Origin of the sequence: Streptosporangium vulgare (assembly GCF_042428775.1) — a bacterium.
Classification (GTDB): domain Bacteria; phylum Actinomycetota; class Actinomycetes; order Streptosporangiales; family Streptosporangiaceae; genus Streptosporangium; species Streptosporangium vulgare.
In genome coordinates, this window is the sequence record NZ_JBHMBS010000009.1 from 299,782 (window position 1) to 326,296 (window position 26,515).

The window sequence follows — 26,515 nt, forward strand, 5'->3', positions numbered from 1 at the left end:
CGACAATGGTTGACGTGAGTTCCTCAGCTGCTGATTTCCATGCCGGTTTCGCCTGCTTCGTCGGCCGGCCCAACGTCGGCAAGTCCACGCTGATGAACGCGTTGGTCGGCACGAAGGTGGCGATCACCTCCTCCAAGCCCCAGACGACCCGCCGGGCCATCCGCGGAATCGTGCACCGCCCCGACTCCCAGCTCGTCATCGTCGACACGCCGGGCCTGCACCGGCCGCGCACGCTCCTGGGCGAGCGGCTCGACAGCCTGGTGCTCTCCACCCTCACCGAGGTCGACGTGATCGGCTTCTGCGTGCCCGCCAACGAGCCCATCGGCAAGGGCGACCGGTTCATCGCGGAGAAGCTCGCCGGCGTCAAGAAGACCCCGGTGGTCGCCGTGGTGACCAAGTGCGACCTGGCGAGCCGCGAGCAGATCGCCGCGCAGCTGCTCGCGATCTCCCAGCTCGCCGACTTCGACGACATCGTCCCGGTCTCCGCGCAGTCGGGAGAGCAGCTCGACGTGCTGGCCGACGTGCTGGTCCGGCGCCTCCCGGAGAGCCCGCCGCTGTACGAGGGCGGGCAGCTCACCGACGAGCCCGAGCAGGTGCTGGTGGGCGAGCTGATCCGCGAGGCGGCCCTGGAGGGCGTACGCGACGAGCTGCCGCACTCGATCGCGGTCGTCGTCGACGAGATGATGCCCAGGGAGGGCCGCGACGACCTCCTCGACATCTACGCGCACATGTTCGTCGAGCGCCCGTCCCAGAAGGCCATCGTGATCGGGCACAAGGGTTCCCGGCTCAAGGACGTCGGCAGCCGCGCCCGCCAGCAGATCGAGGCGCTCCTCGGCACCCGCGTCTACCTCGACCTGCGCATCAGCGTCGCCAAGGACTGGCAGCGCGACCCCAAGCAGCTCCGCCGCCTGGGTTTCTACGACTGACGGCCGCCCCTCCCAAGGGCGGTGCCACGAGCTGGGCCTCCTCCCAAGCACGGTTCTACGACCGGGGGTCCGGCCCCGCCCTCTCAAGGGTGGTCATACGACGAGGGGCCGGACGTGTTTCTACGACGGAAGGCCCGGCCCCGCCGTCTCAAGGCCGGTCGCCTCCTCACCGTGCCGGAGCCGTCGCCGCAGCTCGACGGCGTCCCGGCCGAGTGCGGAGACCAAGGTGCCGGGGCCGGCCAGCGGAAGGACCGCCCAGCCGTCCCCGACCACCGTCTCCGGCGCCCGTCCGGTGACCAGGGTGCTGCCCACGCAGCGGGCGTCACCGTAGACGGCGGGGCTGCCGTCGATCTCCGGGTCGCCCACCACGAACTCCTGGCGGAGCAGCGGTACCCCGCCGAGAACGGCGTCGAAGCGCGAGTGACAGCGGCCCGGCCGCTCGCCGTACCGGCCGAAGACGATCTCCTCGCGCCAGAGCACCCGCGCGTCCTCGGCCAGGTCCAGCCGGACGACCATGCGGTGCAGGCAGCCCGCCGCGAGCACCGTCGGTTCCGGCGCGAACCGCAGCGAGGCGCCCGCGCCGACCCTGGCGGTGATCGTCATCACCGACTCGGCCCCGGTGAGGCCGGGCAGCACCAGCGTGCTCGCGACCGACCGCACCTCCAGCGCGGTGCCGGGCGCCACCTCGATGTCGAGGGCGAGGTCGTCGCCGCCCAGCGGGCCCGCCGCGGTGGACACCAGGTGCACCCGGCCCGGCGCGGTCGCCCGCACCGTGAGCGGCGGGCCCGAACGCATCGTGGCGAGGACGGTCCGGCCGCCGGAGTCCATGCGGGTGACGATCGCCGCCCGCGCCCTCATCGACCGCCGCCCGGCCGGTCCCGGTTCCGGCCGTACGGACCGGGCGGGCGCGGGGGCGTCGTCGTGGAGGGGCGCGGGGGCGGGGGCCGGGGCCGAGTCGGTGACGGGCATGGGATCAGGCGTTGGAGTGCTCGTGGGCCCAGGACTCGACCAGGCCGGTGACCCATTCGGAGACCGCGTGCGCGCTCGGATCCTCCCTGATCGAGGTGAACAGCACGGGCTTGCCCTCCCGTACGGCCGCCGCGTCGCGCGACATGACCGTGAGGTCCGCGCCGACCATCGGGGCGAGGTCGGTCTTGTTGACCACGAGCAGGTCGGCCGTCGTCACGCCGGGGCCGCCCTTGCGCGGGACCTTGTCGCCGCCCGACACGTCCAGCACGAAGATCTGCCGGTCGGCCAGTCCCCTGCTGAAGGTCGCGGTGAGGTTGTCCCCGCCGCTCTCCACGATCACCAGGTCGAGCGGGCCGAACCGTTCCTCCAGGGTCTCCACCGCGTCGAGGTTGGCCGCGATGTCGTCGCGGATGGCGGTGTGCGGGCAGCACCCGGTCTGCACGGCGGCGATCCGCTCCGGGTCGAGCACGCCCGCCCTGCGCAGGAAGTCGGCGTCCTCGGTGGTGTAGATGTCGTTGGTCACCACGCCCAGGCGCATCGAGGGGCCGAGCGTCCGGCACAGGGCCGCGGTCAGCGCGGTCTTGCCGCTGCCGACGGGCCCTCCGATGCCCAGGCGCAGTGCTCGTCCGTGAGGGTCGGCGGCGTGGTGGTGGTCGTCGTGGTTGGCGCCCATGGGGGTCACCGTCCTTCCAGATGGTCGTCAGGAGACGAAGAGCCTCAGATCTGCGCGGATGTGCTGTTCGGCGAGCAGGTCGAGCGCGGGGGCGGCGTGCGCGGGCAGTGACTCCCACGACTCCCACGCCTGCCGTGATTCCCACGGCTCCCGTGATTCCCGAGGTCCCCGCGCCCCCCCGGTGGGGACGGTGGCCGCGACCCTTTCCAGGGCCGGGGCGAGGTCGGCGAGCAGGCGGTGGACGGCGACCGGGTCGAGGCCCAGCAGCCGTACCGCCGCCGTGGCGGGTCCGGTGACGGAGGTGTAGGCCGCCGCGAGGGCGGCCTCGGCGGGGGAGCACCCCGCCACGGCCGCCACCGCGCCGAGCCCGAGCGGGTGGTGGACGCCCTGGGAGACGGCCCCGGCCAGCGTGTCGAGCACCGGGGAGGGCCAGATCCTCCGTGAGGTGCGCAGCAGCAGGCGGCCCTGCGTGCGGCTCGCCTCCCGCTGGGCGGGCGAGGAGATCCTGGCGTCGGCCTCCGCGTCCAGCCGTATCCACCAGGAACGGCCCGTCTCCGGGTGGGGGGACGAGCCGTTCGCGCCGGCGGGAGCGGGACCGTTCGCGGGAGTGAGAGCGGGGGCGGCACCGTTCGCCCGCGCGGGAACCTCCGCCGGTGGGCCGTCCGCCGGGGGCGGGAGGCTCGCGGAGAGGTGGGCCGCGCCGAGCTCGCAGGCCGCGGCGGCGAGGGCGGCCGTCACCAGGCCCGCGGTGGCCAGGCGGCCCCGCAGGAAGGCGGCGAGGCCGGCGAGGTCGTGGATCGCGCCGATCCTGACCGCCTCCTCGGCGCCCCCGGAGTGGCCGTGACCCCCGGCGGGCAGCCGGGAGTCGGCCAGGAGCAGCAACGCGGCGTTCATGCGCTACCGGGTCTCCTTTCGGCTGGACGGGACCGGCCGCACGGGACCGGCTGGACGGGACGGTGTGACGGTCGATCGGGAGCCGGTCAGAACAGGAAGTAGCGCTGGGTCATGGGCAGGGTCTCGGCGGGGGCGGGTTCGACGACCTCGCCGTCGACGCTGACGGCGAAGGTGTCGGGGTGGACGTCGATCCTGGGCATGGCGTCGTTGAGCGGCATGCTCTCCTTGCCCCTGCGCCGGACGTCGGCCACCGGCAGCAGGCGCCTGCGCACGGCGAGGCGGTCGGCGAGGCCGTCCTCGATCGCGAGGGGGGCGACGAAGTGGACCGACGTGGCGGCGGCGGTGACCGGCGCGGCGCCGAACATCGGGCGCGGCATGACCGGCTGCGGGGTCGGGATGGAGGCGTTGGCGTCGCCCATCTGGGCGTACGCGATGACACCGCCCTTGACCACCAGGTCCGGCTTGATGCCGAAGAAGGCCGGGTCCCACAGGACCAGGTCGGCCAGCTTGCCGGTCTCCACCGAGCCGACCTCGCCGTCCAGGCCGTGGGCGACGGCCGGGCAGATCGTGTACTTGGCGACGTAGCGCCGGGCGCGGAGGTTGTCGGCCGGGCCGTCGCCGGGAAGCGCGCCCCGGCGGCGCTTCATCACGTGCGCGGTCTGCCAGGTACGGATGATCGTCTCGCCCACCCGGCCCATCGCCTGGGAGTCCGAGCCGATCATCGAGATCGCGCCCATGTCGTGCAGGATGTCCTCGGCCGCCATCGTGGACGGCCGGATCCGGGACTCGGCGAACGCCAGGTCCTCGGGGATGGACGGGTTGAGGTGGTGGCAGACCATCAGCATGTCGAGGTGCTCGTCGAGCGTGTTGACGGTGTGCGGGCGGGTCGGGTTGGTCGAGGACGGCAGGATGTTGCCGTAGGAGGCGACCCGGATGATGTCCGGCGCGTGCCCGCCCCCCGCCCCCTCGGTGTGGTAAGCGTGGATCATCCGGTCGCCGATCGCCGCCAGCGTCGACTCCACGAACCCGGCCTCGTTGAGGGTGTCGGTGTGGATCGTGACCTGGGTGCCGGTGGCGTCGGCGACCGAGAGGCAGGCGTCGATGGCGGCGGGCGTGGTGCCCCAGTCCTCGTGCAGCTTGAACCCCGAGGCCCCGGCGCGGAGCTGTTCGAGCAGGCCCTCGCTGCTGACCGTGTTGCCCTTGCCGAGCAGCGCGACGTTGATCGGGTAGGAGTCGAGCGACTCCAGCATCCGGGCGAGATACCAGGTGCCGGTGACGGTGGTGGCCTTGGTGCCCTCGGCGGGCCCGGTGCCGCCGCCCACGATGGTGGTCACCCCGGCGGCGAGGGCCTCGTCGAGGATCTGCGGGCAGATCAGGTGGACGTGGGAGTCGATCGCCCCGGCGGTCAGGATCTTCCCGTTGCCCGCGAGGATCTCGGTCGAGGGGCCGATGACCAGGTCGGGGTGGACGCCGTCCATGGTGTCGGGGTTCCCGGCCTTGCCGATCGCGACGATGCGGCCTTCCCTGATCCCGATGTCGGCCTTGACCACGCCCCAGTGGTCGAGGATCACCGCGCCGGTGATCACCAGGTCGGGAGAGCCCTCGGCCCTGGTGGTCCTGGCCTGGCCCATCGACTCCCTGATGACCTTGCCGCCGCCGAAGACGGCCTCGTCGCCCGCCCCCGCCGGGCCCATCGACAGGTCCTCGGTGACCTCGACGAGCAGGTCGGTGTCAGCGAGCCTGATCCGGTCGCCGGTGGTGGGGCCGTAGAGGGCGGCGTAGCGGGATCGTTCAACGAACACTGGTGCTCCCGTCGAGAGGTCCGGCCCACTCCGGGCGAAGTCCTGGGACGATCCGCAGCCCGCCGATCGGCACGAGGGTCACGTCGCGCTCCACGCCGGGCTCGAAGCGCACCGCCGTGCCGGCCGGGACGTCGAGCCGGGTGCCCCAGGCCGCCTGGCGGTCGAACTCCAGGCCGGGGTTGCACGCGGCGAAGTGGTAGTGCGAGCCGACCTGGATCGGGCGGTCGGCGGTGTTGACGACGCGGACGGTGACGCGCTCGCGGCCCGGGTTGAGCGGGATGGGCGCGTCGCCGTACAGGATCTCACCGGGTGTCATCGGCGTTCACCGTTCCTGGGGTGCGGCGGGGTGGCGCGGAACGCCCGCGTGCGCGGGAGGCTCGTTCTCGCGGGATCGCCGGGCGTACGGATGGCTGGTCCTCGCGGGGTGGTCCGGCGTGAGGGCGGCCGGTTCTCGCGGGACCGCCGGGTGCGCGCGGGGTGATCGGTCTTCACGGGATCGCCCGGCGGGCGCGGGGCGGCTGGTTCTCACGGGGTCGGCCGGGGCTCACGGGATGGGGTGGTGGACGGTGACGAGCTTGGTGCCGTCGGGGAAGGTGGCCTCGATCTGGACCGACGACAGCATCTCCGGCACCCCGTCCATGACGTCGTCGCGGGACAGCACCTTGCGGCCCGCGTCCATCAGCTCGGCGACGGTGCGCCCGTCCCTGGCGCCCTCCATGAGGAAGGACGCGATGATCGCGGTGGCCTCGGGGTGGTTGAGCCGGAGGCCCCGTGACCTGCGGTCGCGGGCGACACCGGCGGCGACGTGGATGAGCAGGCGTTCCTGCTCGTGTGGTGTGAGCCGCATTCCCGGACCATAGGAACCGGCGGTTTCCATGATGTTGCACGTCGATGTCGTGCCGGTTTCCAGGTGCCGCGAGTGGTGCGAACGGGGGAAAAGTGCTTGTCGGCGCGCTCTTTCCTGCGGGTATGCCGACACATCCCGAGACAGATATCACGAAATTTGGTGATTTATCAGGATAAAAAGCGGTGCGGTGTTCGCGCCGCCACGTCCTGTCACGACGGTGAAATCCCGGTAAACCGCAATTAACAAATGCGAACTAGGCGGGAAACCTCACTCAGTCACCTTGACGGCAGATAGATCGGTGCGGGGGCCGTACCGGCAAGGAGGAAAGTCATTGAGGAACACAGCATGGCGCTCCGGGTTCGTCGTCGCGGCGCTGGCCACGGCGCTGGCCGCCTGCGGAGGCGAAGCCCCTTCCGGCACGAGCGCGGCCTCCGCCGGCGGCGGTGAGGACGGCATCAAGGTCGGCATCCTGCACTCGCTCAGCGGCACCATGGCCATCAGCGAGGTCACCGTCAGGGACTCGGAGCTGCTCGCCATCGAGGAGATCAACGCCGCCGGAGGCGTGCTCGGCAAGAAGCTGATCCCCGTGGTGGAGGACGGCGCGTCCGACTGGCCCACCTTCGCGGAGAAGGCCACCAAGCTCATCCGTCAGGACAAGGTCGCCACCACCTTCGGCGGATGGACCTCCGCCAGCCGCAAGGCGATGCTGCCGGTGTTCGAGCGGAGCAAGGCCCTGCTGTGGTACCCGGTCCAGTACGAGGGCCTGGAGAGCTCGCCGTACATCTTCTACACCGGCGCGACCACCAACCAGCAGATCATCCCCGGCCTCGACTACCTCAAGGAACAGGGCAAGAAGAAGATCTTCCTGGTCGGCAGCGACTACGTCTTCCCGCGCACCGCCAACAAGATCATCAAGGCGTACGCGGCGGCGAACGGAATGGAGATCCTCGGCGAGGAGTACACCCCGCTCGGCCACACCGAGTACAGCACGCTGACCAACAAGGTCGTCCAGGCCAAGCCGGACGCCGTCTTCAACACCCTCAACGGTGACAGCAACGTCGCCTTCTTCAAGCAGCTCAACAGCGCCGGGGTCACCGCCGAGCAGATGCCCGTCCTGTCGGTGAGCGTCGCCGAGGAGGAGGTCAAGGGCATCGGCGTCGACAACATCGCCGGACACCCCGTCGCCTGGAACTACTACCAGACCACCGAGAACCCGGCCAACGAGAAGTTCGTCGCCGCGTTCAAGGCCAAGTACGGCGCCGACAAGGTGACCTCCGACCCGATGGAGGCCGGGTACAACGCCGTCTACCTCTGGGCCGAGGCCGTGAAGAAGGCCGGGTCCGTCGAGGTCGAGGCCGTGCGGAAGGCCGCCGGGGGCATCGCCCTGGAGCGTCCCGAGGGCCTGGTCACCATCGACGGCGAGAACCAGCACATGTACAAGACGGCCAGGATCGGCGTGATCCAGCCCGACGGCCTCATCAAGGAGGTCTGGAACTCCGGCGAGCCGATCAAGCCCGACCCCTACCTCAAGGGCTACCCCTGGGCGAGCGGCCTGGCCAACGGCTGATCCCCTCTCAGACCGGCTCCGGACCGGGCCGTGACCAGATCACGGGCAGCACCGTGGCGCACCCACAATGCGGCACGGCCCGCTCCGGAGCCAAACACTCGTAGGAAGGGGACCTTCGGTGGAGGCGTTTCTCAACCAGCTCCCGATCGGCCTGTCCATCGGCGCCGTACTGCTTCTCATCGCCCTCGGCCTGACGTTCACGTTCGGCCAGATGGGCGTGATCAACATGGCCCACGGCGAGTTCATCATGGCGGGGGCGTACACCGCCTACCTGCTCCAGGACCTCACCGGCCGGATGGCCGTGATCGTCGCCCTGCCCGTCGCCTTCCTGGTCGCAGGGCTGATGGGACTCATCCTGGAACGGACCGCGATCCGGCACTTCTACGGCCGCCCGCTCGACACCCTGCTGCTCACCTGGGGCGTCAGCCTCGTGCTGCAGCAGCTCGCCCGCGACCTGTTCGGGGCGCCCAACGTGCAGGTCCAGGCGCCCACCTGGCTGCAGGGCGGCATCGCGTCCCTGCCGTACAACCGGCTGTTCATCTTCGCCCTCGCCGTCGTGACCGTCGTCGGCATCTGGGCCTACATGAACCGCACCGGCCAGGGCCGCCGGATGCAGGCGGTGATGCAGAACCGGCAGCTCGCCGCGGTGAGCGGCATCAACACCGCCCACGTGGACCAGCGCACCTTCTTCATCGGCTCGGGCCTGGCCGGGGTCGCCGGGGTGGCCCTCACCCTCATCGGCCCCGTCGGACCCGCCCTCGGCACCTACTACATCGTCGACGCCTTCCTCGTGGTCGTCGCCGGAGGGCTCGGCCAGCTGCGCGGCGCCGTCATCGCCGCCGCGGGACTCGGCCTGCTCAACTCGTACGCCGAGTTCTGGAGCGACGCGAGCCTCGCGAAGGTCATCGTGTTCGCCGCGATCATCGCCTTCCTCCAGTTCCGGCCGCAGGGCCTGTTCGTACTCCGATCGAGGGCTTTGACTTGACATTCTCCCCACGGCTGAAGCCGAGGGATTCCAGCCTTCACAGGTTGGAGTTCCTGTTTCACAGCCGACCGCAGACACCCAGAACGAGTGCCGTGTCTTACATCAGCTCCGCAGGCGTTTCACCTCTCCACCAGCCCGGCGGCGAGAATTCTGCGACTCAAGGTCTGCTTGGTTGTCGCAAACCTGCGAGCGACCATACCGGAAGGGAGGGAGGGGCCTCCTACCTTTGGCTGAAGCCGGAGGACTTCGCCCCGGAATTCCGATGAACCTCGCACGCCTCAGGGGGCCCGGGGTCTTCGCGGCGGTGGCCGTGCTGGCCCTGGTGGTCGCACCGCTGTTGCTGGAGCCCTTCCGCCTCGGCCTGCTGGCCAAGTATCTCTGCTTCGCGATCATCGCCCTGGGCATCGGCCTGGCCTGGGGGCAGGGCGGCATGCTCGTCCTGGGCCAGGGCGTGTTCTTCGGGCTCGGCGGCTACGCGATGGCGATGCACCTGAAACTGGTGGACGCCCAGGGCGACCTGCCCGACTTCATGGTGTGGAGCGGGGTCGAGCAGCTGCCCACCCTGTGGAAACCGTTCGCCAACCCGGTGTTCGCGCTCGCCATGGTCGTCGTCGGGCCGATGCTGATCGCCACGGTGCTGGGCCTGCTGGTGTTCAGGCAGCGGGTGCGCGGCGCGTACTTCGCGATCCTCACCCAGGCGCTCGCCGCCGCGTTCGTCATCCTGCTCGTCGGCCAGCAGGGCCTGACCGGTGGCACCAACGGCCTCACCAACTTCTACGACCTGTTCGGCCAGGACCTGGCGGCCGACTCGACCCAGCGCGGACTGTACTTCGCGGTCGCGATCGTCACCGGGCTGCTCTATCTCGGTGCCCGCCAGCTGGTCAACAGCCGCTTCGGGCGGCTGCTCGTCGCCATCAGGGACGGCGAGGACCGCGTCAGGTTCCTCGGCTACGACCCGGCGAGGGTCAAGACCGTCACCTTCGCGCTCTCCGCGGGCATGGCCGGGCTCGCGGGGGCCCTGTTCGTGCCCGTGGTCGGCATCATCTCGCCCGCGCTGCTGGGCGTGGTGCCCTCCCTCGAACTCGTCGTCGCGGTCGCGGTGGGCGGCAGGTTCGCACTGGCCGGGGCGATCCTCGGCGCGGTCGTGATGGGGTACGCCAAGACGTCCTTCAGCGAGCAGTTCGCCGACGGCTGGCTCTACCTGCAGGGCGCGCTGTTCATCCTCGTCATGACCCTGGCCCCCAAGGGGATCCTCGGCGTGGCGGCGTCGGCGCGCGACGCCTGGGCGCGCAGGTCGAGGCGCCGTACGGACCCCGAACCGCCGCCGCCCGCGGACGCTCCCGGTACGAGAGTCATGGAGGAGGTCGGATGAGCCCGATGATCGAGGTACGCGGGCTGTCGGTGGTCTTCGACGGCTTCCGCGCCATCGACGGCATCGACCTGACGGTCGAGAAGGGGGAGCTGCGCTTCCTGATCGGCCCCAACGGGGCCGGGAAGACCACGCTCATCGACGTCATCACCGGCCTCACCCGGCCGACCACCGGCGAGGTCGTCTTCGACGGGCGCAGCCTGGCCGGCCTGCGCGAGCACAGGATCGTACGACTCGGCGTCGGGCGGACCTTCCAGACGTCGGTGGTCTTCGAGGAGCTCAGCGTCCTGGAGAACCTCGACCTGGCGGCGTCCTTCCGCCGCCCGCTCTGGTCGCTGACCCGGCGCAGGCGCGGCATCTCCGACGCCGTCGCCGAGGCCCTGGAGACCACCGGCCTGAAGGAGCTGGCCGACCGGCCCGCGGGGGTGCTCTCCCACGGGCAGCGGCAGTGGCTGGAGATCGGCATGCTGCTCACCCAGAGCCCCAAGCTGCTCCTGCTCGACGAGCCGGTGGCCGGAATGTCCAAGGACGAGCGGGAGCGCACCGGCGAGCTGCTGACGTCCGTGGCGAACGACCACACGGTGATCGTGATCGAACATGACATGGAGTTCCTGCGCAGGTACGCCTCGCAGGTCACCGTCCTGCACGAGGGCAAGGTGCTGATCGAGGGGTCGGTCGACCAGGTCCGCGACGACCCGCGCGTGCAGGAGGTCTATCTCGGAAGGAAGCGCAGCGATGCTGTCGGTACAGGAACTTGACGCCGGGTACGGCAGGGCCCGGGTGCTGTTCGGGGTCTCGCTGGAGGTGGAGCCCGGGCAGCTGATGTGCGTGATGGGCCGCAACGGGGTGGGCAAGACCACCCTGCTCAACACCGTGATGGGCGTGCTTCCCGCCACCGCGGGGTCGGTCACCTTCGAGGGGCGCGACGTGACGCGCCTGCCGCCTCACGAGCGGGTCAAGCTCGGCATGGCGTACGTCCCGCAGGGGCACGAGACGTTCCCCCAGCTCAGCGTGCTCGGCAACCTCCAGGTCACGCTGGAGGCCGCCAAGGGGCCGCAGGAGGCGCTGGAGGAGGCCCTGGAGACCTTCCCGCGGCTGAAGCCGCTGCTCAAGCGGCGCGCCGGATTCCTGTCCGGAGGGCAGCAACAGCAGCTCGCCATCGCCCGCGCCCTGGTCACCCGTCCCAAGCTGCTCATCCTCGACGAGCCCACCGAGGGCATCCAGCCGTCGATCATCATCGAGATCGAGGAGGCGATCGAGCGGCTGCACGCCACGGGCCTGTCGCTCCTGCTGGTCGAGCAGTATCTGGACCTGGCGCTCCGTCTCGCCGACCGCTTCCTCATTCTCGACGCCGGGCACGTCGTCCACTCGGGGGCGGCCGAGGAACTGCGCGGGGAGGGAATTCACCGTCTTCTCGCCGTCTGATGACCCATAAAGCCGTGAAACAGACTTTTCATATCAAGAAGGCCGCGTTCGATCACTTCTTGATGAAGAGGCTCCCGCTGTGGGTGATGACGGCATAGCCTGCCCAGAAAAGCGGAGTCCGGGGGTGTCATGGCGAAGGAACCTGCGGACGGGGAAAAGCGGTCGGAGGGGGTCTCCTCCTCTCCTGACTCTCCCGAACCTTTCAAGTCTTCCGAACCTTTCAAGTTCTCCGAGTCCTCCGAGGCTCCCGGGTCCTCCGAGGCTCCCGAGAGGCGGGCCCGGTCTTCCCGCGGCGAGACCGGCCCCTCCCGTGAGGAGACCGGCCCCTCCCATGAGGAGACCGGCGGGACGCCCGCGGGCGAGCGCGACCGTCGACCTGATGACGCGCCCCACCGGAGGTCCGGCGAGCGCTACGACCGCGACCGGTACGACCGCGACCGGTGGGACGACGACCGGCACGGACGCGGGCGGCCGCCCCGCGAACCGTACGAGCGTGACCGCTGGGACGACGACCGGTACGACCGCGACCGGCGGTCCGACGACCGGTACGACCGTGACCGGTGGGACGACGACCGGTACGACCGCGACCCGAGGTCCGAGGGCGCGGACGCCGAGGGCGCCTACCCCGGGCCGATCGGACCGCCCGGGCCGTCCGGCCCGCCCCGCCGCCGCGGGTTCCGCCGCTTCCGGCTCGCCGCCTGGATCGCGCTGGTCCTCGCCGCGGTCGTGGTCGGGGTGTCCATCGCGTGGGTGAGCGGGCCACCCACCGAGGCCGAGCTACGGGAGAAGGCGGGGCTCCTCAACAAGGACAGGCTCCTGATCGGCGTGAAGGAGGACACCCCGGGCATCGCCCTGCGGAAGCCGGGGGAGACCGGTTTCACCGGCTTCGACATCGACATCGCCTACATGATCGCGGCGGATCTGGGCTTCCGGCCCGACCAGGTCGACTTCCTCTCCATCGAGACCGAGGACAGGGCGCGCATGCAGGCCCGCGACACGGACGGCACGTTCGTCAAGGTCGACCTCGTGGTGGCGACCTTCAGCGTGACGCCCGAGCGCAAGGCCGATCCCTCCGTCGGCTTCTCCACCCCCTACCTCTACACCGAGCAGTCGGTGGTGACCAGGGCCGACTACCCCGACGACAACGTCGCCTCCCTGGGGCAGCTCGAAGGCAAGAGGGTCTGCTCGCTCGGCACCTCGACCTCCCTCGCCGAGCTGAAGAAGGCGATCAAGGTCGATCCCATCGCCGAGCTCCTGATCAGCAAGTGCGTCGACCGCCTCGCGGACGGCGCCGCGGCCAACAGGGCGGCCGACGCGGTGACCACCGACGCGGCCCTGCTGGCCGGGTTCGTCGCGCAGCCGGAGAGGAAGCTGCGCCACCACGACATCGCGCTGGAGAAGACGGAGATGTGGGCGGTCAACGCCGGTTCCAACGGCGCGCTGCGCACCCTGGTCGACCTCGCCCTCTACCGCTCCTACGCCGACCCGGACAACAAGAGGTGGGAGGAGGCGTACGAGAAGCACATCCGGCCGTTGCTGGCGGCCAACCCGGGGGTGGACGTGGCGCAGGCGCGGCAGCCGTGCGCGCTCCCTCCTGACGTACGCCGCTGGCCGTGGGAGCGGACCCTCCCCGTGCAGGATTGTCCCTCCGCGCCTTGAAGCCCAACGCGCGGGTGAGGGACGCGCCGAGGAACCAGGAGTGGTTCCTCACGCTGCTGCCGGTGTTCCCGATCGTCCTGCTGGTGATGCGGCTGTGGTACGCCAGCAAGCAGGACACCCAGACGCTGCTCCTGCTCGTGCAGACCATCAGCCCGCTGGGCATGTTGAGCGCGGTCCTGCTGACCACGGTGTGGGTGCTGCCCGTCGTCGTGGTCGGCGGCAGGCTCCTCGGCACCCTTCACTGGATCAGCACGGGCCGCTCCTCGTGGCTGGTGCACAGCGCCCAGCGGCTGCCCGGCTGGGTGGTGGTCCTCGCCGTCGCGATGGGCGTGTGCACCTGGCAGCTGCGCTTCCTGCCGACGCTGGCGATGCTGTCGCTGGCCCTGCTCGGGCTGACCGTGCGCGAACGGTTCCCGGACCACGAGGAGCTGCGGACCACGTTCTGCTACGCGCTTCCGGTGATCGCCGCCGTGCTGTCGTACGTGCTGCTGTGGCCGGCCATCGTCTCGGCGTTCGCCGCGCGGGACGTGGCGACCGCGATCCTCCTGACGCTTCCCCCGGTGTTCGCGGCGCTGCTGACCGGCCCGGTGCCCGAGGCGCCGGCCCGGGTGCTGACCCACGGCATCGCGATCGGGATGGCGGTGTTCATGCCGTTCCTGGTGGGCGTGGTGGTGATGAGGGCGCCGATCCTCCCGCTGATCGCCATGCAGATCACCCTGGAGAGACCGGCCGGGGACAGGCCCGCGGAGGTGGTCGTGGGCTACATGGTCGCCAGCGACGACCAGATGACGACCGTCCTCAAGCGTGACGGTGCCGTGGAGTTCATCCAGAACGACCGGCTGCAGTCGAAGGTGCTCTGCCCCGACCCCGGTGAGGTGCCCAGGACGTGGGTGAACCTGCACGGCTGGTACGTCGAGCACAGCGTGATCTCCTGGCTCGCCCCGGTCTCGCAGCGGACTCCGGCCGACTCGCGCTGCGAGGGCCGCCCGGCCGAGGAGGCCGGCCCGGCCTCACCGTCTCCCGGGCCGTCCCCGAGCCCTTCCAGGCCGCCGGGGACCGCCGAGGTTCCGAGCCCGGCAAAATCTCCGAGCCCGGCAAAATCTCCGGGCGTGGCCGAGTCTCCGAGTGTGGCCGAGGGCCCGCGCTGACACCGGCCCACCGGCCCACCAGCTCACCGGCCCCGCCCTGTGGGAGCCGGGGGCCGGTCAGGACGCGCGGCGGTCGATGATCTCCCGGACGACCGAGGCGAGCAGGTCGACGTCGGCCTCGGTGGTACGCCAGTTCAGCATGGCCGGTCGCAACGCGGTCACCCCCCGGTAGGTCGTGGTTCCGGCGTAGACACGGCCGTCGGCGAGCAGTTCCGCGCCGAGCCACGCGTTCAGCGCGTCCAGCTCCTCCGGGGGAACGCCGGGCGGGCGGTAGCGGAAGCAGACCACGCACAGTCGTACCGGAGCCAGCAGTTCCAGGTCGGGGGCCTCCTCGACGATCGCGCCGAGCCGCAGGGCCAGGTCGTGGTGACGCTCGACCATCTCCCGGTAACCCTGCCTGCCGTACGCCCGCAGGGTCGCCCAGACGGGCAGCGCCCGCGCCCGCCGGGAGGACTCGGGGCCCAGGACGTTGTAGTTGACGTGCGGGTCGTCGCCGGGCGGCAGGTACGCGGCGCCCCACGCGCCGAACGACCTGGCCATGAGCTCCGGCTCGCGGACGAACGCGAACCCGCTCTCGTAGGGCACGTTCAGCCACTTGTGCCCGTCAGAGATCACCGAGTGCGCCCGCTCCACCCCCTCGACCAGGTGCGACAGTCGCGGAGAGGCAGCCGCGAACAGCCCGAAGGCCCCGTCCACGTGCAGCCAGGCACCGTGCCGCTCGGCGAGGTCGGCCAGCTCGCCGATGGGGTCGAAGTCGCCGGTGTTCACCTCTCCGGCGTTCCCGATGATCACCGCGGGGCCGTCGATCTCGTCGAGCGCCCGGTCCATGGCCGCCAGATCGACCCGTCCGGTCTCGTCCGCGGCGAGGATCCGCGCGCCGTCGCGGCCGCAGCCGAGTATCTGCAGCGCCTTGCGGCTGCTCGGGTGGAGGTAGCCCCCGGCGAGCACGGGCATCGGCGGCAGCCCCGCGAGCCCGTCCGCGGCCACGTCGGCCCCGTGCCGCTCGCCCCACCACTGCCGGGCGCACGCCAGGCCCGTGAGGTTGGCGAACGTGGCGCTCGGGGTCAGCACCCCGCCGTAGGACTCCGGCAGCCCGAACAGGTCCTTCAGCCAGCGCAGCGCGACGGTCTCCGCCCGGGTGGCGAACGGCGAGGTCAGCCAGAGGCCGCCCGCCTGGTCGAGGAGCGAGGTCACCCAGTCGCCGGCCTGGGCCGCCGGGGTCGAGCCGCCGACGACGAAGTGGAAGAAACGCGGTCCCGAGGAGTGCGTCGCCGCGCCGGTGCCGGCGCGCAGCAGCCGCCGTACGGTGTCGAGGGTGCCCTCGCCCCGCTCGGGGAGCGGATGGTCGAGAAGGTCGATGAGCCCGTCGGCCCCGTGGTCGTGGACGGGACGGTCGCCGAGCGAGCCGAGATAGGGGCCGGCGGCCCTGGCCACCTCTTCCAGTGCGGCCGCGGTCTGGTCACGCTCGTGCAGAGGATCACTCATCCCCAAGGATGGGCACGTTCGGCCGCGGCTCGCCACCCCGTATCCCGCCCCCGGATGTCGATCCGCCGGGCGGACGCGCGCCCGATCCGGCTCCCGGGCGGCGAGGGCGGGCGCGGTGGGTGAGCGCCGTGGGGTGGCGCCGTGGGGCGGCCAAGGCGGGCGGAAGTGGTGGCCGGGGCGAGTGCTCGGGCGGGCGGAAGTGGCGCGGTCAGCCCGGGAGGCGGCCGATGACCTCCCGGAAGGGGATTCCGGGAGGGGCGGTCACTGACGGTAGTCTTCGACCTCGTCGATCGGGCGGGGGGCCGCCGAGTCGGGGTCCTCACCGAACTCGCGGCGCGCCCGGCGCTGCCTGAGCAGGTCCCACGCCTGGTCGAGAGCCTCCTCCAGCTGCTTGATCCGGTTGTTCTCCTCGTGCGAGGAGATCGAGTGCGAGCCCAGCTTCGCCCGGAGCTCCCGCTCCTCGGTGATCAGCTCGGTGATGTGGGCGAGGATGTCGCCGTCCCTCATGTCCGTTCCCCCTGTCAGAGTTTTTCTGGACTGTATCCGATCAGCAGGTCACCGCACCGGGTACGGCCGTCGACCAGGGTGACGTCCCGGTCACGCCGGCGGCCGGGGGGCACGCTGCCGCCGTGGAAGACCACGGACGGCACGTTCGGCCAGGCGGTCGCCATGATCGCCGCGAGTGCGGTCTTGTCCCGGGGACGATTGGTCGCCTCGATGAGGTCCGCGGGGTCCGCAGGAGGCGCGGGGAGGGGCACGGGGCGAACGCCCGGGGTTCCCCCACGTTCCCGAAGAAGGGCCGTGAGCCCTCGCGCCGGGATGTGCCAGGTCGCGGCCCTTCCTCGGGCGAGACGCGGAAGATCTTCGAGTCCCGCCATGTGAGACCGAGGCCCGGGCATCCTGAGACGTCTGCTAACGTGCTAGGCATGCTGCGCGGCCTGCTTCTTAGCTGCCGCGACGAGGGCCTGTAGAGGCCGGCTCCCTCGTCGCGGAGCGAGCCATGCGCGTCGGCCACGATTGTTTTCCCAGTCGAGGAGCCTTGCATGTATCCGCAGCAGCAGCCCAGTCCCATGCCGTTCAAGCGCTATGAGTCCTTCGCACCGATCCAGCTGACCGACCGCACCTGGCCCGGCAAGGTCATCGACCGGGCTCCCCGGTGGTGCGCCGTCGACCTGCGTGACGGCAACCAGGCACTGATCGACCCCATGGACGCCCACCGCAAGCTCCAGATGTTCGAGCTGCTGGTGAAGATGGGCTACAAGGAGATCGAGGTGGGCTTTCCCGCCGCCTCCCAGACCGACTTCGACTTCGTACGGCAGATCATCGAAGAGGACCTGATCCCCGACGACGTGGTGATCCAGGTCCTGACCCAGTCCAGGGCCGAGCTGATCGAGCGGACCTTCGAGTCGGTGCGCGGGGCCAAGCAGGCGATCATCCACCTGTACAACTCCACCTCCACCCTCCAGCGCCGGGTCGTCTTCGGCCAGGACCGCGAGGGCATCACCGCGATCGCGGTCGAGGGCGCCAAGCTCTGCAAGAAGCTGGCCGCCGAGATGGACGACACGGAGATCTACTTCCAGTACTCCCCGGAGTCCTTCACCGGCACCGAGCTGGAGTACGCGGTGGAGGTCTGCGACGCCGTCAACGACGTCTGGCAGCCCACCCCCGACCGCAAGGTCATTCTCAACCTGCCCGCCACCGTCGAGATGGCCACGCCCAACATCTACGCCGACCAGATCGAGTGGATGCACCGCAACCTGGCCTACCGCGACTCGATCGTGCTGTCCCTGCACCCCCACAACGACCGCGGCACCGCCGTCGCCGCCGCCGAGCTGGGTTACATGGCCGGGGCCGACCGGATCGAGGGCTGCCTGTTCGGCAACGGCGAGCGCACCGGCAACGTCTGCCTGGTCACGCTGGGCATGAACCTGTTCTCGCAGGGCGTCGACCCGGAAGTCGACATCTCCGACATCGACGAGATCCGCCGGGTCACCGAATACTGCAACCAGCTGCCCGTCCACCCGCGCCACCCGTGGGGCGGCGAGCTCGTCTACACCGCCTTCTCCGGCTCCCACCAGGACGCCATCAAGAAGGGCTTCGAGCACCTGGAGCGCGACGCGGCCGCCGCGGGCGTCCCGGTCGAGGAGTTCGCCTGGGCGGTCCCGTACCTGCCGATCGACCCCAAGGACATCGGCCGTACGTACGAGGCGGTCATCCGGGTCAACAGCCAGTCCGGCAAGGGCGGGGTCGCCTACATCATGAAGGCCGACCACCACCTGGACCTGCCGCGGCGCCTGCAGATCGAGTTCTCCCGCGCCGTCCAGACCCACACCGACACCATCGGCGGCGAGGTGAACGCCACCCAGATGTGGGAGGTCTTCACCGACGAATACCTGCCCAACCCGGCCAGCCCGTGGGGCCGCCTGGGCCTGCTGGCCCACCGGACCACCTCCAGGGGTGACGGGAAGGACGCCATCAGCGCCGACCTGCGCCTCGACGGTGAGATCCGCGAGGTCGAGGGAGTCGGCAACGGTCCCATCTCCGCCTTCTGCGACGCCCTGTCCCGGGTCGGCGTCCAGGTACGCGTCCTCGACTACGCCGAGCACGCCATGAGCGCGGGGACCGACGCCAAGGCCGCCTCCTACATCGAGTGCGAGATCGACGGCCGGACCCTGTGGGGTGTCGGCATCGACTCCAACACCACCACCGCCTCGCTCAAGGCCGTCATCTCCGCGGTCAACCGCGCCGGCCGCTAGAGGCGGGCCCTTCCACAGGCTCGCACTGCCCGCACTGCCCGCACTACCCGTGCCGCCCGCGTCTCTCCGAGCGGCACGGGAACCGGTCGCGTCTCGTGCTCGCCCGCGCCACTTCCTCCCGCACCGCCCCTTCCCGCACAGCCCCACCTCGTAGGCACGACCTGCCGTACGAGGTTCGACAGCCGCCCACAAGGCACCGACGTCGCCGACTCGACCGCGCCCACCGCGAGAACCGCCCGGGCGCGGTCGAGTCGTTTCCGCCCGTCTCGCGGCACGGGACGCGCGTGACCGCGCGGTGAGGGCCGTACCCCCCAGCCGCAGGGCGGTCATGGATACCGCGGTCATGGGCGCCGCATTCATCGGTGTCTCGGTCACGAGAATCACCACGAAACCAGCTTTAAATGGACGGATCGGCGCGACAGGAATGCTCGCGGACCCCTCGCCGGACGGGCTGTCCGGCGGCTCTTCCGACTGACAAATTCATGGCATTCCATGGCGAGTCGCTGTGAGGCATCCCAACATCGCCGACATAGCCTCTTTGCAGCTCAGGGCGTTAATCACTCCCTCCGAACTGACTGAAAGCGACATATTCGGTTATTCGCGAAATTCGTTTTTATCGGGGGAATTCATGCGATGTATCCTCGGCCTGGCCACCGCCGGGCTCGTCATCCTCAGCGGTACCGCCGCCGCGGACGCGCGGCCACCGCGCTACGAACCCGACCCGTCCGCGTTCCAATCGACCGTCGATCCGCCCCCGTGGCCGCCCAGGCCGGTTCCGATACCCCTTCCCCCGCCGCCCCGCCCGAACCCGGAGCCTCCTGAGCCCCTGCCGCCGTGGGGCCTGCCGACGCCGCCCCCGCCGCTGCCGCCCCGTCCGAACCCGACTCCTCCGCTGCCGCCCCTGCCGCCGTGGGGACAGCCGATTCCACCCCGGCCGATCCCGATTCCGCCGCCGATTCCGCCCCGCCCGCCGTGGGGGCAGCCGATTCCGCCTCGGCCGATCCCGATTCCGCCGCCGTTGCCGCCCCGCCCGCCCATCGTGACCCCGCCGTGGGGTCCGTCGATCGGAGGCCCGTTCGCCAAGCACCTCACACTGACGATCGAGAAGCAGGGCAGGACACGGACCGCCCGGCTGGCATGCACGCCGGTGTACGGCACGCACCCTCGCGGGCCGGAGGCGTGTGAGCTGCTGAGCCGGGCGCGGGGCAACCCCGCTTACGTCAGGCTGCCGTTCATGGCCTGCCCGCGCTACTACGACCCCGTCACGGTGTCCGCGACCGGCACCTGGAACGGCCGTTACATCCGGTACCGGCAGACCTTCAGCAACCAGTGCGAGCTGCGTGCCGCGACCGGGGCGATCTTCTCCTTCTAGGGCCCGTTCCGTGGACCACGCCCGGAACCCATGTCCCGGACCCGATCGATGTCCGGGACATGTGACGGCTCACAGAGCGGCACCACGGAGACCACAGGGACGATAGGGACGATAGGGACCAAAAGAGGCCCGCGAGGGCCAGGGGGTCGAGCGGGCCCGCTGCCGAACGGCGACCGTCCACCGGTCACCGGCCCGGTCACCGGTGGACGGTCGCCGGCTTCCACGAAAGGAGCTCGTACGGCGGTGGGGACGTTCTCACCGCCGTACGAGCCGTTTCGGCCCCGGACGGTCCCCGGACGGTCCCCGGACGGTCCCCGGGCGGAACCCGAGCGAGGGCCGCTCACCCCCGCGAGCCGTAAGCTGGAATGAAGTTCCAGGTCGGCGGCCTCGTGCCACAAGCCGGCGACGCCCACGGCCAGGAGTGGATCCGCGGTAGGACGGGGTGAGACGGCGATGGGCAAGCAGCCTTCGGGAACCGTGCTGTCTTCTGCTCAACGAGCGGCCATGCGGGATCTTCTGATCGCGGACCGCGAGAGGACGGTGATCCAGATCACCGCGCTGACGCGCGACTGGGACGACCTCGCCGAATCGTCGGCGCTGGTGGCCAACGACGACGAGCACGACCCGGAGGGCGCGACGATCGCCTTCGAGCGGGCCCACCTCCAAGCCCTGCTCGACAGGGCGCGCGACCACCTCACCGACCTCGACGAGATGGCCGAGCGACTCCGGCAGGGCACCTACGGCGTGTGCGACGACTGCGGGCGGCCCATCGCCCTGAACCGCCTCAAGGCACGCCCGATCGCCCGGACCTGTATCGAGTGCGCCGGGCGCGCGCGGTAGCGACCCGCGGCGAATGTGGCGATGTTCCTGAACTACCCTGGGGGCGGCGATGCCCGCCGTCGCGCCTCGGACGATCACCGGCCATGAGCCCTGTCCCGCACGACCACGACCGCCCGGCCGCGACCCGTGCCCCTCACGGTCACCCGAGTGAGCCCGTGTCCCACACGATCACCCGCGTGTGGCGCGCATCCGCCTCGTACGGCCTGACGTGAGGCGTAGAGAGGGCACATCGTGACCAGAGAACCGCAGAACTGGGCGGGCAACATCACCTATGAAGCCGCCCGGTTCCACCGTCCCGGCGGTATCGAGGAGCTCCAGGAACTGGTCGCCGGCAGCGGCGCCGTCCGGGCCCTCGGCACCCGCCACTCCTTCAACGAGATCGCCGACCGTCCCGGCGGCGACCTCGTCTCGCTGGAGGGCCTGCCCGCCGACTTCGAGCTCGACCCGGCGCGGGGCACGGTCACGGTGGGTGGCGGGGTGCGCTACGGCGAGCTGAGCCGGTGGCTGTACGACCGGGGTCACGCGCTGCCCAACCTCGGCTCCCTGCCGCACATCTCGGTCGCCGGTGCCTGCGCCACGGCCACGCACGGTTCCGGCGTCTCCAACGGCAACCTGGCCACCGCCGTCTCCGGCCTCGAACTGGTCACCGCGGACGGTGAGATCACCGTCCTCAGCCGCGAGAAGGACGGCGACCGCTTCGCCGGGGCGGTCGTCGCCCTCGGCGCGCTGGGCATCGTCACCAGGGTCGTCCTCGACGTCGTCCCGGCCTTCGAGGTGCGGCAGTACGTCTACGAGAACCTGCCGTGGGCGCGGATGGAGGAGCACTTCGAGGAGATACTCTCGGCCGCGTACAGCGTGGGCCTGTTCACCGGCTGGACCGGCTCCGGGATCGACCAGGTGTGGGTGAAGCGCCGCGACGGCGACCCCGGCCCGTGGGAGCCGGCGCCGATCTGGCTGGACGCCACCGCGGCCACGGCCGACCGGCACCCGCTGCCGGGGATCTCCGCCGTCAACTGCACCGCGCAGATGGGCGTGCCCGGCCCCTGGTACGACCGGCTGCCGCACTTTCGCCTGGACTTCACCCCGAGCAGCGGGGAGGAGCTCCAGTCGGAGTATCTGCTGCCGCGCCGCCACGCCCTCGCCGCGCTCCGCGCGCTGGACACGGCCAGGGACGTCATCGCCCCCGTCCTGCAGATCTCGGAGATCCGTACCGTCGCGGCGGACGACCTCTGGCTGAGCACCTCCTACCGCGAGGACGCCGTCGCCGTCCACTTCACCTGGAAGAAGGACTGGCCCGCGGTGAGCCGGGTGCTCGCCGTGGTCGAGGAGCTGCTCGAGCCCTTCGAGGCCCGTCCCCACTGGGGAAAGCTCTTCCTCATGGGTCCCGAGCGCCTGAACTCCCTGTACGACCGGCTCCCGGACTTCCGGCGGCTGGCGGCCGAGCTCGACCCCACGGGCAAGTTCCGCAACCCGTTCCTCGACGCCCGCCTCTTCCCCGGCGATTCCCCTTCTTGATCGTTCACGGCCGTCATGAGCGTTCACAGCCTTCCTGACCGTTCGCAGCCGCAACCTTGATCCGGACATCAGCTCACAAGCGGATCGTACGACCGGATCCGGGTAGTCAATTCCCATCACGCTAGTAACGGTGCGATATCTACCGTAAGAGATCGTGAATCCAGCGCTGGTGACGAGGGGGAGAAGCATGGAACGCAATACGGTCGTGCGCGCGATGCACGATGTCGGGCTGGCCGCCTGGTTCGGGGGGTCGTTGATGGGCGCGATCGGCCTCAACGGCGCCACCGCCGTGGTCAGCGACAGGAACGAGCGCCTGCGGGTGGCGAACGTGGGGTGGGGACGCTGGAGGCCGGTCAACGCCGTGGGCATCGGCGCCTTCCTCATCGGCTCCGCCGGCCTGCTGGCGGCCAACAAGCAGCGGGTGGCGTACCAGCGGGGGGTGGCGGCGAACACCGCGGTCAAGGCCGCGCTGACCGTCGCGGCGCTGGCCGCGACCGGCTACACCGGGGTGCTCGGCGCCAAGCTCGCGGACGCGGGCGACGTGCCAGTGGAAGCCGCGGTGAAGCCGGAGAAGGAGACCCCGGACGACGTCGCCAAGACACAGCAGCAGCTGCGCCTCATGCAGTGGGTCGTCCCGGCCGTCACCGGGCTGCTGGTCGTTCTCACCTCACTGCACGGGGAGCAGCAGCGGCCGGGCGAGGTCATCCGGGGAGCCGTGCGCAAGAAGTTCTCCCGGTAGGGGTCTCCGGCCGGTCACCCGGTTCGCGGAGGTCGTCGTACGCCCGCGGAACACCGCGTGGGCGGTGCCGGGCGGTCTTCGGTCACGTCGGCGAGGTCGCGGCACGTCTCCTCCACCGGTGAGAACCGGGGGGAGGCGTGCCGCGCGTTGTCCGGAAAGGGCCGGGGAAAGGGGCCGGTGTCAGACCTTGGACGTCAGGCCGCGGCTGATGGCCTCCTCGCGCAGGCGTTTCAGCGGCAGCGCGGCGCCGTCGCGCTCGATGCGCCAGACGTCCCACCCGGCGCACGCCCTCGTCCCGGCGACCGCGGCCCCGGCGGCCGACAGGGAGTGGTACGCCTGGCCCGTCGCCACCACCCTGATCGTCCCGCCCTCCTCGACCGTGGCGAAGTGCATCTCGCCCTTGACCGTACGGAAGATCTTGGCGTTCGGCGCTATCAGGCCGTACTTGATCAGGTCGACGACCTCGACGCCGTAGTGGCGGCGGGACCCCGGCTGCTCGGGGGCGGGATCCGGGAGAGGGATCGACGGCAGGCGGAAGCCGAGCCTGACCGGGTTCCAGATCTCCTCGCAGAGGAGCCGGTAGAGGGTCTGCCGCCGTTCGATCTCCCGTACGCCGAACTCGGGGCAGGGCTGGAACGCCCTGTCCAGGCCCGAGTCCCTGAGGTAGTGGGTGAACGGGGTGTTGCGCAGGCGGCTCTTGGGGTGCAGGGAGGCCGCGAGCCGGTTCTCCGCGTAGTAGTGCTCGATCTTCCGTTCGTAGGGGTCGTCGCGGAAGCTCGCGTTGACGGACTTGGGCAGGAGCAGCAGGGCGCCGAGGCGGTTGCGCCGGATGTAGAACTCCGCGGTGGTCTTGACCTCGGTCCTGTGCCGCTCGAAGCGGTTGGCCCAGATGTGCTCGATCTCGTACTCGCGCCCTCCCCGCAGGAACGCGTACTCGTGGTTTCCCCCTCGCACTCGCGCTGGACGTGGGCGGTCATCCGGGAGAGCAGGTAGCGGACCAGGCGGCGGTTGTTGGCCCGCAGCCCGAAGGAGGCCGGCTCGCGGAAGTCGTGTTCGAGCAGGGAGGTCTCCCGGCCGAGGACCGTGGCGACGTCGTCGGTGGTCCGGCACGTCCGCAGGAGGGGGATGAGCCGGTGGACGATCTCGTCGAGGTCGCGGCGCTGCACGGGGAGGTTGTTGACGGACCTGCGCACGTAGACGAGGTCGAGGAACGACGCGACCATCGCGCACTTGCGGGTGAACACCTCGTCGGAGTCCTCGGGCGAGACGACGGAGAGCAGCAGTGTGAACTGGTTGTCGATGCCGTTGTGGCCGTTGAAGTAGACGTAGGGCCCAGGAAGTACGGGGCGTAGTGGCCGACCTCCTCGCGGTCGTGCAGCGGTTTCCACTGGCTGAGAAAGCGCCGGCCGAGGTCGTCGATCAGCGTGCCGACCTCGTGGCGGGTCCAGGTGTACTCCCGCTGGTAGTAGTCCAGCGCGAAGGAATTGCTCTCGAAGAGAGTGCGGACCGTCACGCCTTCGCCGTGAATAGGACTTTCCACCATGAAGTCAGGGGTGCCTTTCGTCCATCGAGGAGACGACTCACCTGAGAGCCTTTCTCCTCGTTTGTCACTCCAGGCATCCGGGTGTTACCCATCGCGGCCAAGTCGTGACGTATCAGGCGGGTAGCCCGAGGGTGTGGGCCTGGCAGCGCATGGCGTGGTCGAAGACCGCCGTGAGGTCGAGGATCACGTTGGTGAACTGGCCGAAGAGCTCGAAGTTGAGCCACCCGAACAGGCCGGTCCAGACGATCAGGCTGCGGACGATCACGTCGTCGGGGACGTCGGGTATCAGTTCGCGCACCCGCGCGGCGTCCTCGTGGAAGGACGGCGGGACGGGCGGGGGGGCGGTGTCGGGCGGGTTCAGCGCTCCGGCGCGGTGGGCGTCGGAGACGATCCGGCCGTAGACGGCGGTGTCGCGGAGCGCGGCGGGGACGGTGTCCTGCGGGGCCCGGTAGCCGGGCACGGGCGAGCCGTACAGCAGGGCGTACTCGTGCGGGTGGGCCAGCGCCCAGTTTCGTACGGCGTGGCAGACCGCCATCCACCGGCCCCCGTGGTCCTCGGGCGGGACGGCCGCGTCGGCCTTCTCCACGGCCTCGCCGACGGCGTTGTAGCTGTCGATGATCAGGGCCGTGAGCAGGTCGTCCCTGGACGGGAAGTAGCGGTAGATCGCCGAGGAGGCCATGCCCATCTCGCGGGCGACCGCGCGCAGGGACAGGCCGCTCGCGCCCTCGACGGCCAGCTGCCGCCGGGCGACGTCGGTGATCTCGCGGGTCAGCTCGGCTCTGACCCTCTCGCGTGCGGTGAGGCTCGAACTCATACCGCGACCATATCAGAGCACTGAGAAGAAAAGAGAGCACTGCTCTTGACGAACACTGCTCTCTAGCGAGAGCATTGCTCTCAGAACGGAACGGGCAAGACGCCACGAGGCGCCACTAGGGAAGAGGAATCATGACCAAGCACGTCATCGCGGGAGCCGGTCAGGTCGGCTCCGAGGTCGCCCGGCTGCTGGCCGGGCAGGGACACGAGGTCGTTCTCGTCAGCCGCTCGGGCTCGGGCCCCGACCTGCCGGGCATCCGCAGGGTCGCCGCCGACGTGAGCGACCGCGAGAAGCTGACCGCCCTGACCGGGGGCGCCGCCGTCCTCTACAACTGCGTCAACCCGCGCTACCACGAGTGGGCGCGCGACTGGCCGCCGCTCGCCGCGTCAATGCTGGGAGCCGCCGAGAGCACCGGCGCGGGGTACGTCATCCTCGGCAACCTCTACGTCTACGCGGCGCCCGACCGGCCGATGCGGGAGAGCGACCCGCTCGACCCGCCCAGCGTCAAGGGCGCGATCCGGGTCAAGGTCTGGCAGGAGGCCCTGGCCGCGCACGAGGCGGGCCGGGTCAGGGTGACGGAGGTGCGCGGATCCGACTACTTCGGCCCCGGCTGCCTCGACCAGTCGCATCTCGGGCAGAGGTTCGTCCCTCCGCTCCTGTCCGGCAAGACCGTCCGCTTCGCCGGTGACCCCGGCCAGCCGCACAGCTGGACCTACGTGCCCGACGTCGCGCGGACCCTGGTCGCGGCGGGCGAGGGCGACCGCGCCTGGGGCCGCGCGTGGCACGTCCCGACGAACGAGCCGATGACGGTGCGCGAGGTCGCCGAGCGCCTGTGCGCGCTCGCCGGAGTCCGCGACCCGGGGGTGAAGGCCATGCCCCACGTGCTGCTGCGCGCCGCCGGTGCCTTCTCGCCGATGCTCAGGGAGCTGGAGGAGCTGCGCTACCAGTTCGTCCGTCCCTTCGTCCTCGACTCCGGCGAGTCCCGGGCCGCCCTCGGCGTCGCGCCGACCCCGATGGACGAGGCGCTGGCCGCGACGATCGCGTGGTGGCGCGACCGCCTGGCCGTGGCGGCGTAGGAGGATCCTCACGCGGGAGCGCGGGAGAGTGGGGGCCGCACCAGCCGCGGTGAGCGGGACCGCGCGCGCCGGAGGGGGCCGAGGGCGTGCGCGCCGGAGCGGCATCGGGGG

General features: G+C 70.7%; 26 protein-coding genes. 15 read left to right on the forward strand and 11 right to left on the reverse strand.

Features of this window, described 5'->3' with window-relative positions:
• The first annotated feature begins 5 nt into the window (after positions 1-5).
• Positions 6-926 (forward strand): GTPase Era, encoded by a 921-nt coding sequence (gene era, locus ACFFRH_RS21090; RefSeq protein WP_344742678.1) that lies wholly within the window; start codon positions 6-8, stop codon positions 924-926.
• Positions 927-1,046: 120 nt separating this feature from the next.
• Here era and ACFFRH_RS21095 read toward each other — a convergent pair whose 3' ends face one another.
• The 6 genes from ACFFRH_RS21095 to ACFFRH_RS21120 form a co-directional block, all read right to left on the reverse strand.
• Complete coding sequence (locus ACFFRH_RS21095) at positions 1,047-1,895, reverse strand: urease accessory protein UreD (RefSeq protein WP_344742677.1); 849 nt, start codon at positions 1,893-1,895, stop codon at positions 1,047-1,049.
• 4 nt (positions 1,896-1,899) lie between these two features.
• Complete coding sequence (ureG, locus tag ACFFRH_RS21100; RefSeq protein ID WP_344742675.1) at positions 1,900-2,568, reverse strand: urease accessory protein UreG; 669 nt, start codon at positions 2,566-2,568, stop codon at positions 1,900-1,902.
• A gap of 27 nt (positions 2,569-2,595) precedes the next feature.
• Complete coding sequence (locus ACFFRH_RS21105; protein WP_344742674.1) at positions 2,596-3,462, reverse strand: urease accessory protein UreF; 867 nt, start codon at positions 3,460-3,462, stop codon at positions 2,596-2,598.
• Positions 3,463-3,548: 86 nt separating this feature from the next.
• On the reverse strand, positions 3,549-5,264 hold the full coding sequence (locus ACFFRH_RS21110; RefSeq protein WP_386158869.1) for an urease subunit alpha: 1,716 nt from the start codon (positions 5,262-5,264) through the stop codon (positions 3,549-3,551).
• Positions 5,254-5,580 carry an urease subunit beta gene (locus ACFFRH_RS21115; protein ID WP_344742673.1) on the reverse strand — a complete coding sequence of 109 codons (327 nt, stop codon included), beginning with the start codon at positions 5,578-5,580 and terminating at the stop codon, positions 5,254-5,256. Before ACFFRH_RS21115 ends, ACFFRH_RS21110 begins: the two co-directional genes overlap by 11 nt.
• 228 nt (positions 5,581-5,808) lie before the next feature.
• Complete coding sequence (locus tag ACFFRH_RS21120; protein ID WP_329092030.1) at positions 5,809-6,111, reverse strand: urease subunit gamma; 303 nt, start codon at positions 6,109-6,111, stop codon at positions 5,809-5,811.
• A 331-nt stretch (positions 6,112-6,442) separates the two neighbouring features.
• On the opposite strand from ACFFRH_RS21120, the gene urtA reads away from it, so the two are divergent.
• The 7 genes from urtA to ACFFRH_RS21155 all read left to right on the forward strand — a co-directional run bounded on the left by urtA (position 6,443) and on the right by ACFFRH_RS21155 (position 14,264).
• Complete coding sequence (urtA, locus tag ACFFRH_RS21125) at positions 6,443-7,678, forward strand: urea ABC transporter substrate-binding protein (RefSeq protein ID WP_386158874.1); 1,236 nt, start codon at positions 6,443-6,445, stop codon at positions 7,676-7,678.
• A gap of 118 nt (positions 7,679-7,796) precedes the next feature.
• Positions 7,797-8,663: an urea ABC transporter permease subunit UrtB gene (gene urtB / locus ACFFRH_RS21130; RefSeq protein ID WP_344742668.1), complete on the forward strand. Its 867-nt coding sequence runs from the start codon at positions 7,797-7,799 to the stop codon at positions 8,661-8,663.
• A gap of 262 nt (positions 8,664-8,925) precedes the next feature.
• Positions 8,926-10,035 carry an urea ABC transporter permease subunit UrtC gene (gene urtC / locus ACFFRH_RS21135; RefSeq protein WP_344742667.1) on the forward strand — a complete coding sequence of 370 codons (1,110 nt, stop codon included), beginning with the start codon at positions 8,926-8,928 and terminating at the stop codon, positions 10,033-10,035.
• Positions 10,032-10,790 carry an urea ABC transporter ATP-binding protein UrtD gene (gene urtD / locus ACFFRH_RS21140; protein WP_386158879.1) on the forward strand — a complete coding sequence of 253 codons (759 nt, stop codon included), beginning with the start codon at positions 10,032-10,034 and terminating at the stop codon, positions 10,788-10,790. The genes urtC and urtD overlap by 4 nt, the downstream gene beginning before the upstream one ends.
• A complete protein-coding gene (urtE, locus tag ACFFRH_RS21145; RefSeq protein ID WP_344742665.1) occupies positions 10,768-11,457 on the forward strand; it encodes an urea ABC transporter ATP-binding subunit UrtE in 690 nt (229 codons plus the stop codon). The genes urtD and urtE overlap by 23 nt, the downstream gene beginning before the upstream one ends.
• Positions 11,458-11,586: 129 nt before the next feature.
• Positions 11,587-13,116 carry a transporter substrate-binding domain-containing protein gene (locus ACFFRH_RS21150; RefSeq protein WP_386158883.1) on the forward strand — a complete coding sequence of 510 codons (1,530 nt, stop codon included), beginning with the start codon at positions 11,587-11,589 and terminating at the stop codon, positions 13,114-13,116.
• A complete protein-coding gene (locus ACFFRH_RS21155) occupies positions 13,113-14,264 on the forward strand; it encodes a hypothetical protein (RefSeq protein WP_344742662.1) in 1,152 nt (383 codons plus the stop codon). The genes ACFFRH_RS21150 and ACFFRH_RS21155 overlap by 4 nt, the downstream gene beginning before the upstream one ends.
• Before the next feature lie 57 nt (positions 14,265-14,321).
• Here ACFFRH_RS21155 and ACFFRH_RS21160 read toward each other — a convergent pair whose 3' ends face one another.
• The 3 genes from ACFFRH_RS21160 to ACFFRH_RS21170 all read right to left on the reverse strand — a co-directional run bounded on the left by ACFFRH_RS21160 (position 14,322) and on the right by ACFFRH_RS21170 (position 16,507).
• Positions 14,322-15,749, reverse strand: coding sequence for a pyridoxal phosphate-dependent decarboxylase family protein (locus tag ACFFRH_RS21160; RefSeq protein WP_344742661.1), 1,428 nt, complete (start codon positions 15,747-15,749; stop codon positions 14,322-14,324).
• Positions 15,750-16,010: 261 nt separating this feature from the next.
• A complete protein-coding gene (locus tag ACFFRH_RS21165; RefSeq protein ID WP_344742660.1) occupies positions 16,011-16,256 on the reverse strand; it encodes a DUF2630 family protein in 246 nt (81 codons plus the stop codon).
• Between the two features lie 14 nt (positions 16,257-16,270).
• Positions 16,271-16,507, reverse strand: a complete 237-nt coding sequence (locus ACFFRH_RS21170; protein WP_344742659.1) for a hypothetical protein — start codon at positions 16,505-16,507, stop codon at positions 16,271-16,273.
• A gap of 285 nt (positions 16,508-16,792) precedes the next feature.
• Between ACFFRH_RS21170 and leuA the strand changes: the two genes are divergently transcribed.
• From leuA to ACFFRH_RS21195, 5 genes are all read left to right on the forward strand, one after another.
• Positions 16,793-18,505 carry a 2-isopropylmalate synthase gene (gene leuA, locus ACFFRH_RS21175; RefSeq protein ID WP_344742658.1) on the forward strand — a complete coding sequence of 571 codons (1,713 nt, stop codon included), beginning with the start codon at positions 16,793-16,795 and terminating at the stop codon, positions 18,503-18,505.
• Between the two features lie 1,039 nt (positions 18,506-19,544).
• The gene (locus tag ACFFRH_RS21180) at positions 19,545-19,877 is read left to right on the forward strand and encodes an SSI family serine proteinase inhibitor (RefSeq protein ID WP_344742657.1); all 333 of its coding nucleotides are present in this window, start codon (positions 19,545-19,547) and stop codon (positions 19,875-19,877) included.
• Positions 19,878-20,381: 504 nt separating this feature from the next.
• Positions 20,382-20,717: a TraR/DksA family transcriptional regulator gene (locus tag ACFFRH_RS21185; RefSeq protein WP_344742656.1), complete on the forward strand. Its 336-nt coding sequence runs from the start codon at positions 20,382-20,384 to the stop codon at positions 20,715-20,717.
• A 231-nt stretch (positions 20,718-20,948) separates the two neighbouring features.
• On the forward strand, positions 20,949-22,232 hold the full coding sequence (locus ACFFRH_RS21190) for an FAD-binding protein (RefSeq protein ID WP_344742655.1): 1,284 nt from the start codon (positions 20,949-20,951) through the stop codon (positions 22,230-22,232).
• A gap of 187 nt (positions 22,233-22,419) precedes the next feature.
• Positions 22,420-22,971 (forward strand): hypothetical protein, encoded by a 552-nt coding sequence (locus ACFFRH_RS21195; protein ID WP_386158891.1) that lies wholly within the window; start codon positions 22,420-22,422, stop codon positions 22,969-22,971.
• A 180-nt stretch (positions 22,972-23,151) separates the two neighbouring features.
• Here ACFFRH_RS21195 and ACFFRH_RS21200 read toward each other — a convergent pair whose 3' ends face one another.
• Entirely contained in the window at positions 23,152-23,925 is a 774-nt protein-coding gene (locus tag ACFFRH_RS21200) for a restriction system modified-DNA reader domain-containing protein (RefSeq protein ID WP_386158893.1), read from the reverse strand.
• Between the two features lie 179 nt (positions 23,926-24,104).
• Between ACFFRH_RS21200 and ACFFRH_RS21205 the strand changes: the two genes are divergently transcribed.
• Entirely contained in the window at positions 24,105-24,323 is a 219-nt protein-coding gene (locus ACFFRH_RS21205) for a hypothetical protein (protein ID WP_386158896.1), read from the forward strand.
• A gap of 303 nt (positions 24,324-24,626) precedes the next feature.
• Here ACFFRH_RS21205 and ACFFRH_RS21210 read toward each other — a convergent pair whose 3' ends face one another.
• Positions 24,627-25,328: a TetR/AcrR family transcriptional regulator gene (locus tag ACFFRH_RS21210; RefSeq protein ID WP_386158898.1), complete on the reverse strand. Its 702-nt coding sequence runs from the start codon at positions 25,326-25,328 to the stop codon at positions 24,627-24,629.
• A 131-nt stretch (positions 25,329-25,459) separates the two neighbouring features.
• Here ACFFRH_RS21210 and ACFFRH_RS21215 point away from each other — a divergent pair, with 131 nt between their 5' ends.
• Positions 25,460-26,404: an NAD-dependent epimerase/dehydratase family protein gene (locus tag ACFFRH_RS21215; protein WP_386158901.1), complete on the forward strand. Its 945-nt coding sequence runs from the start codon at positions 25,460-25,462 to the stop codon at positions 26,402-26,404.
• Positions 26,405-26,515: the final 111 nt, after the last annotated feature.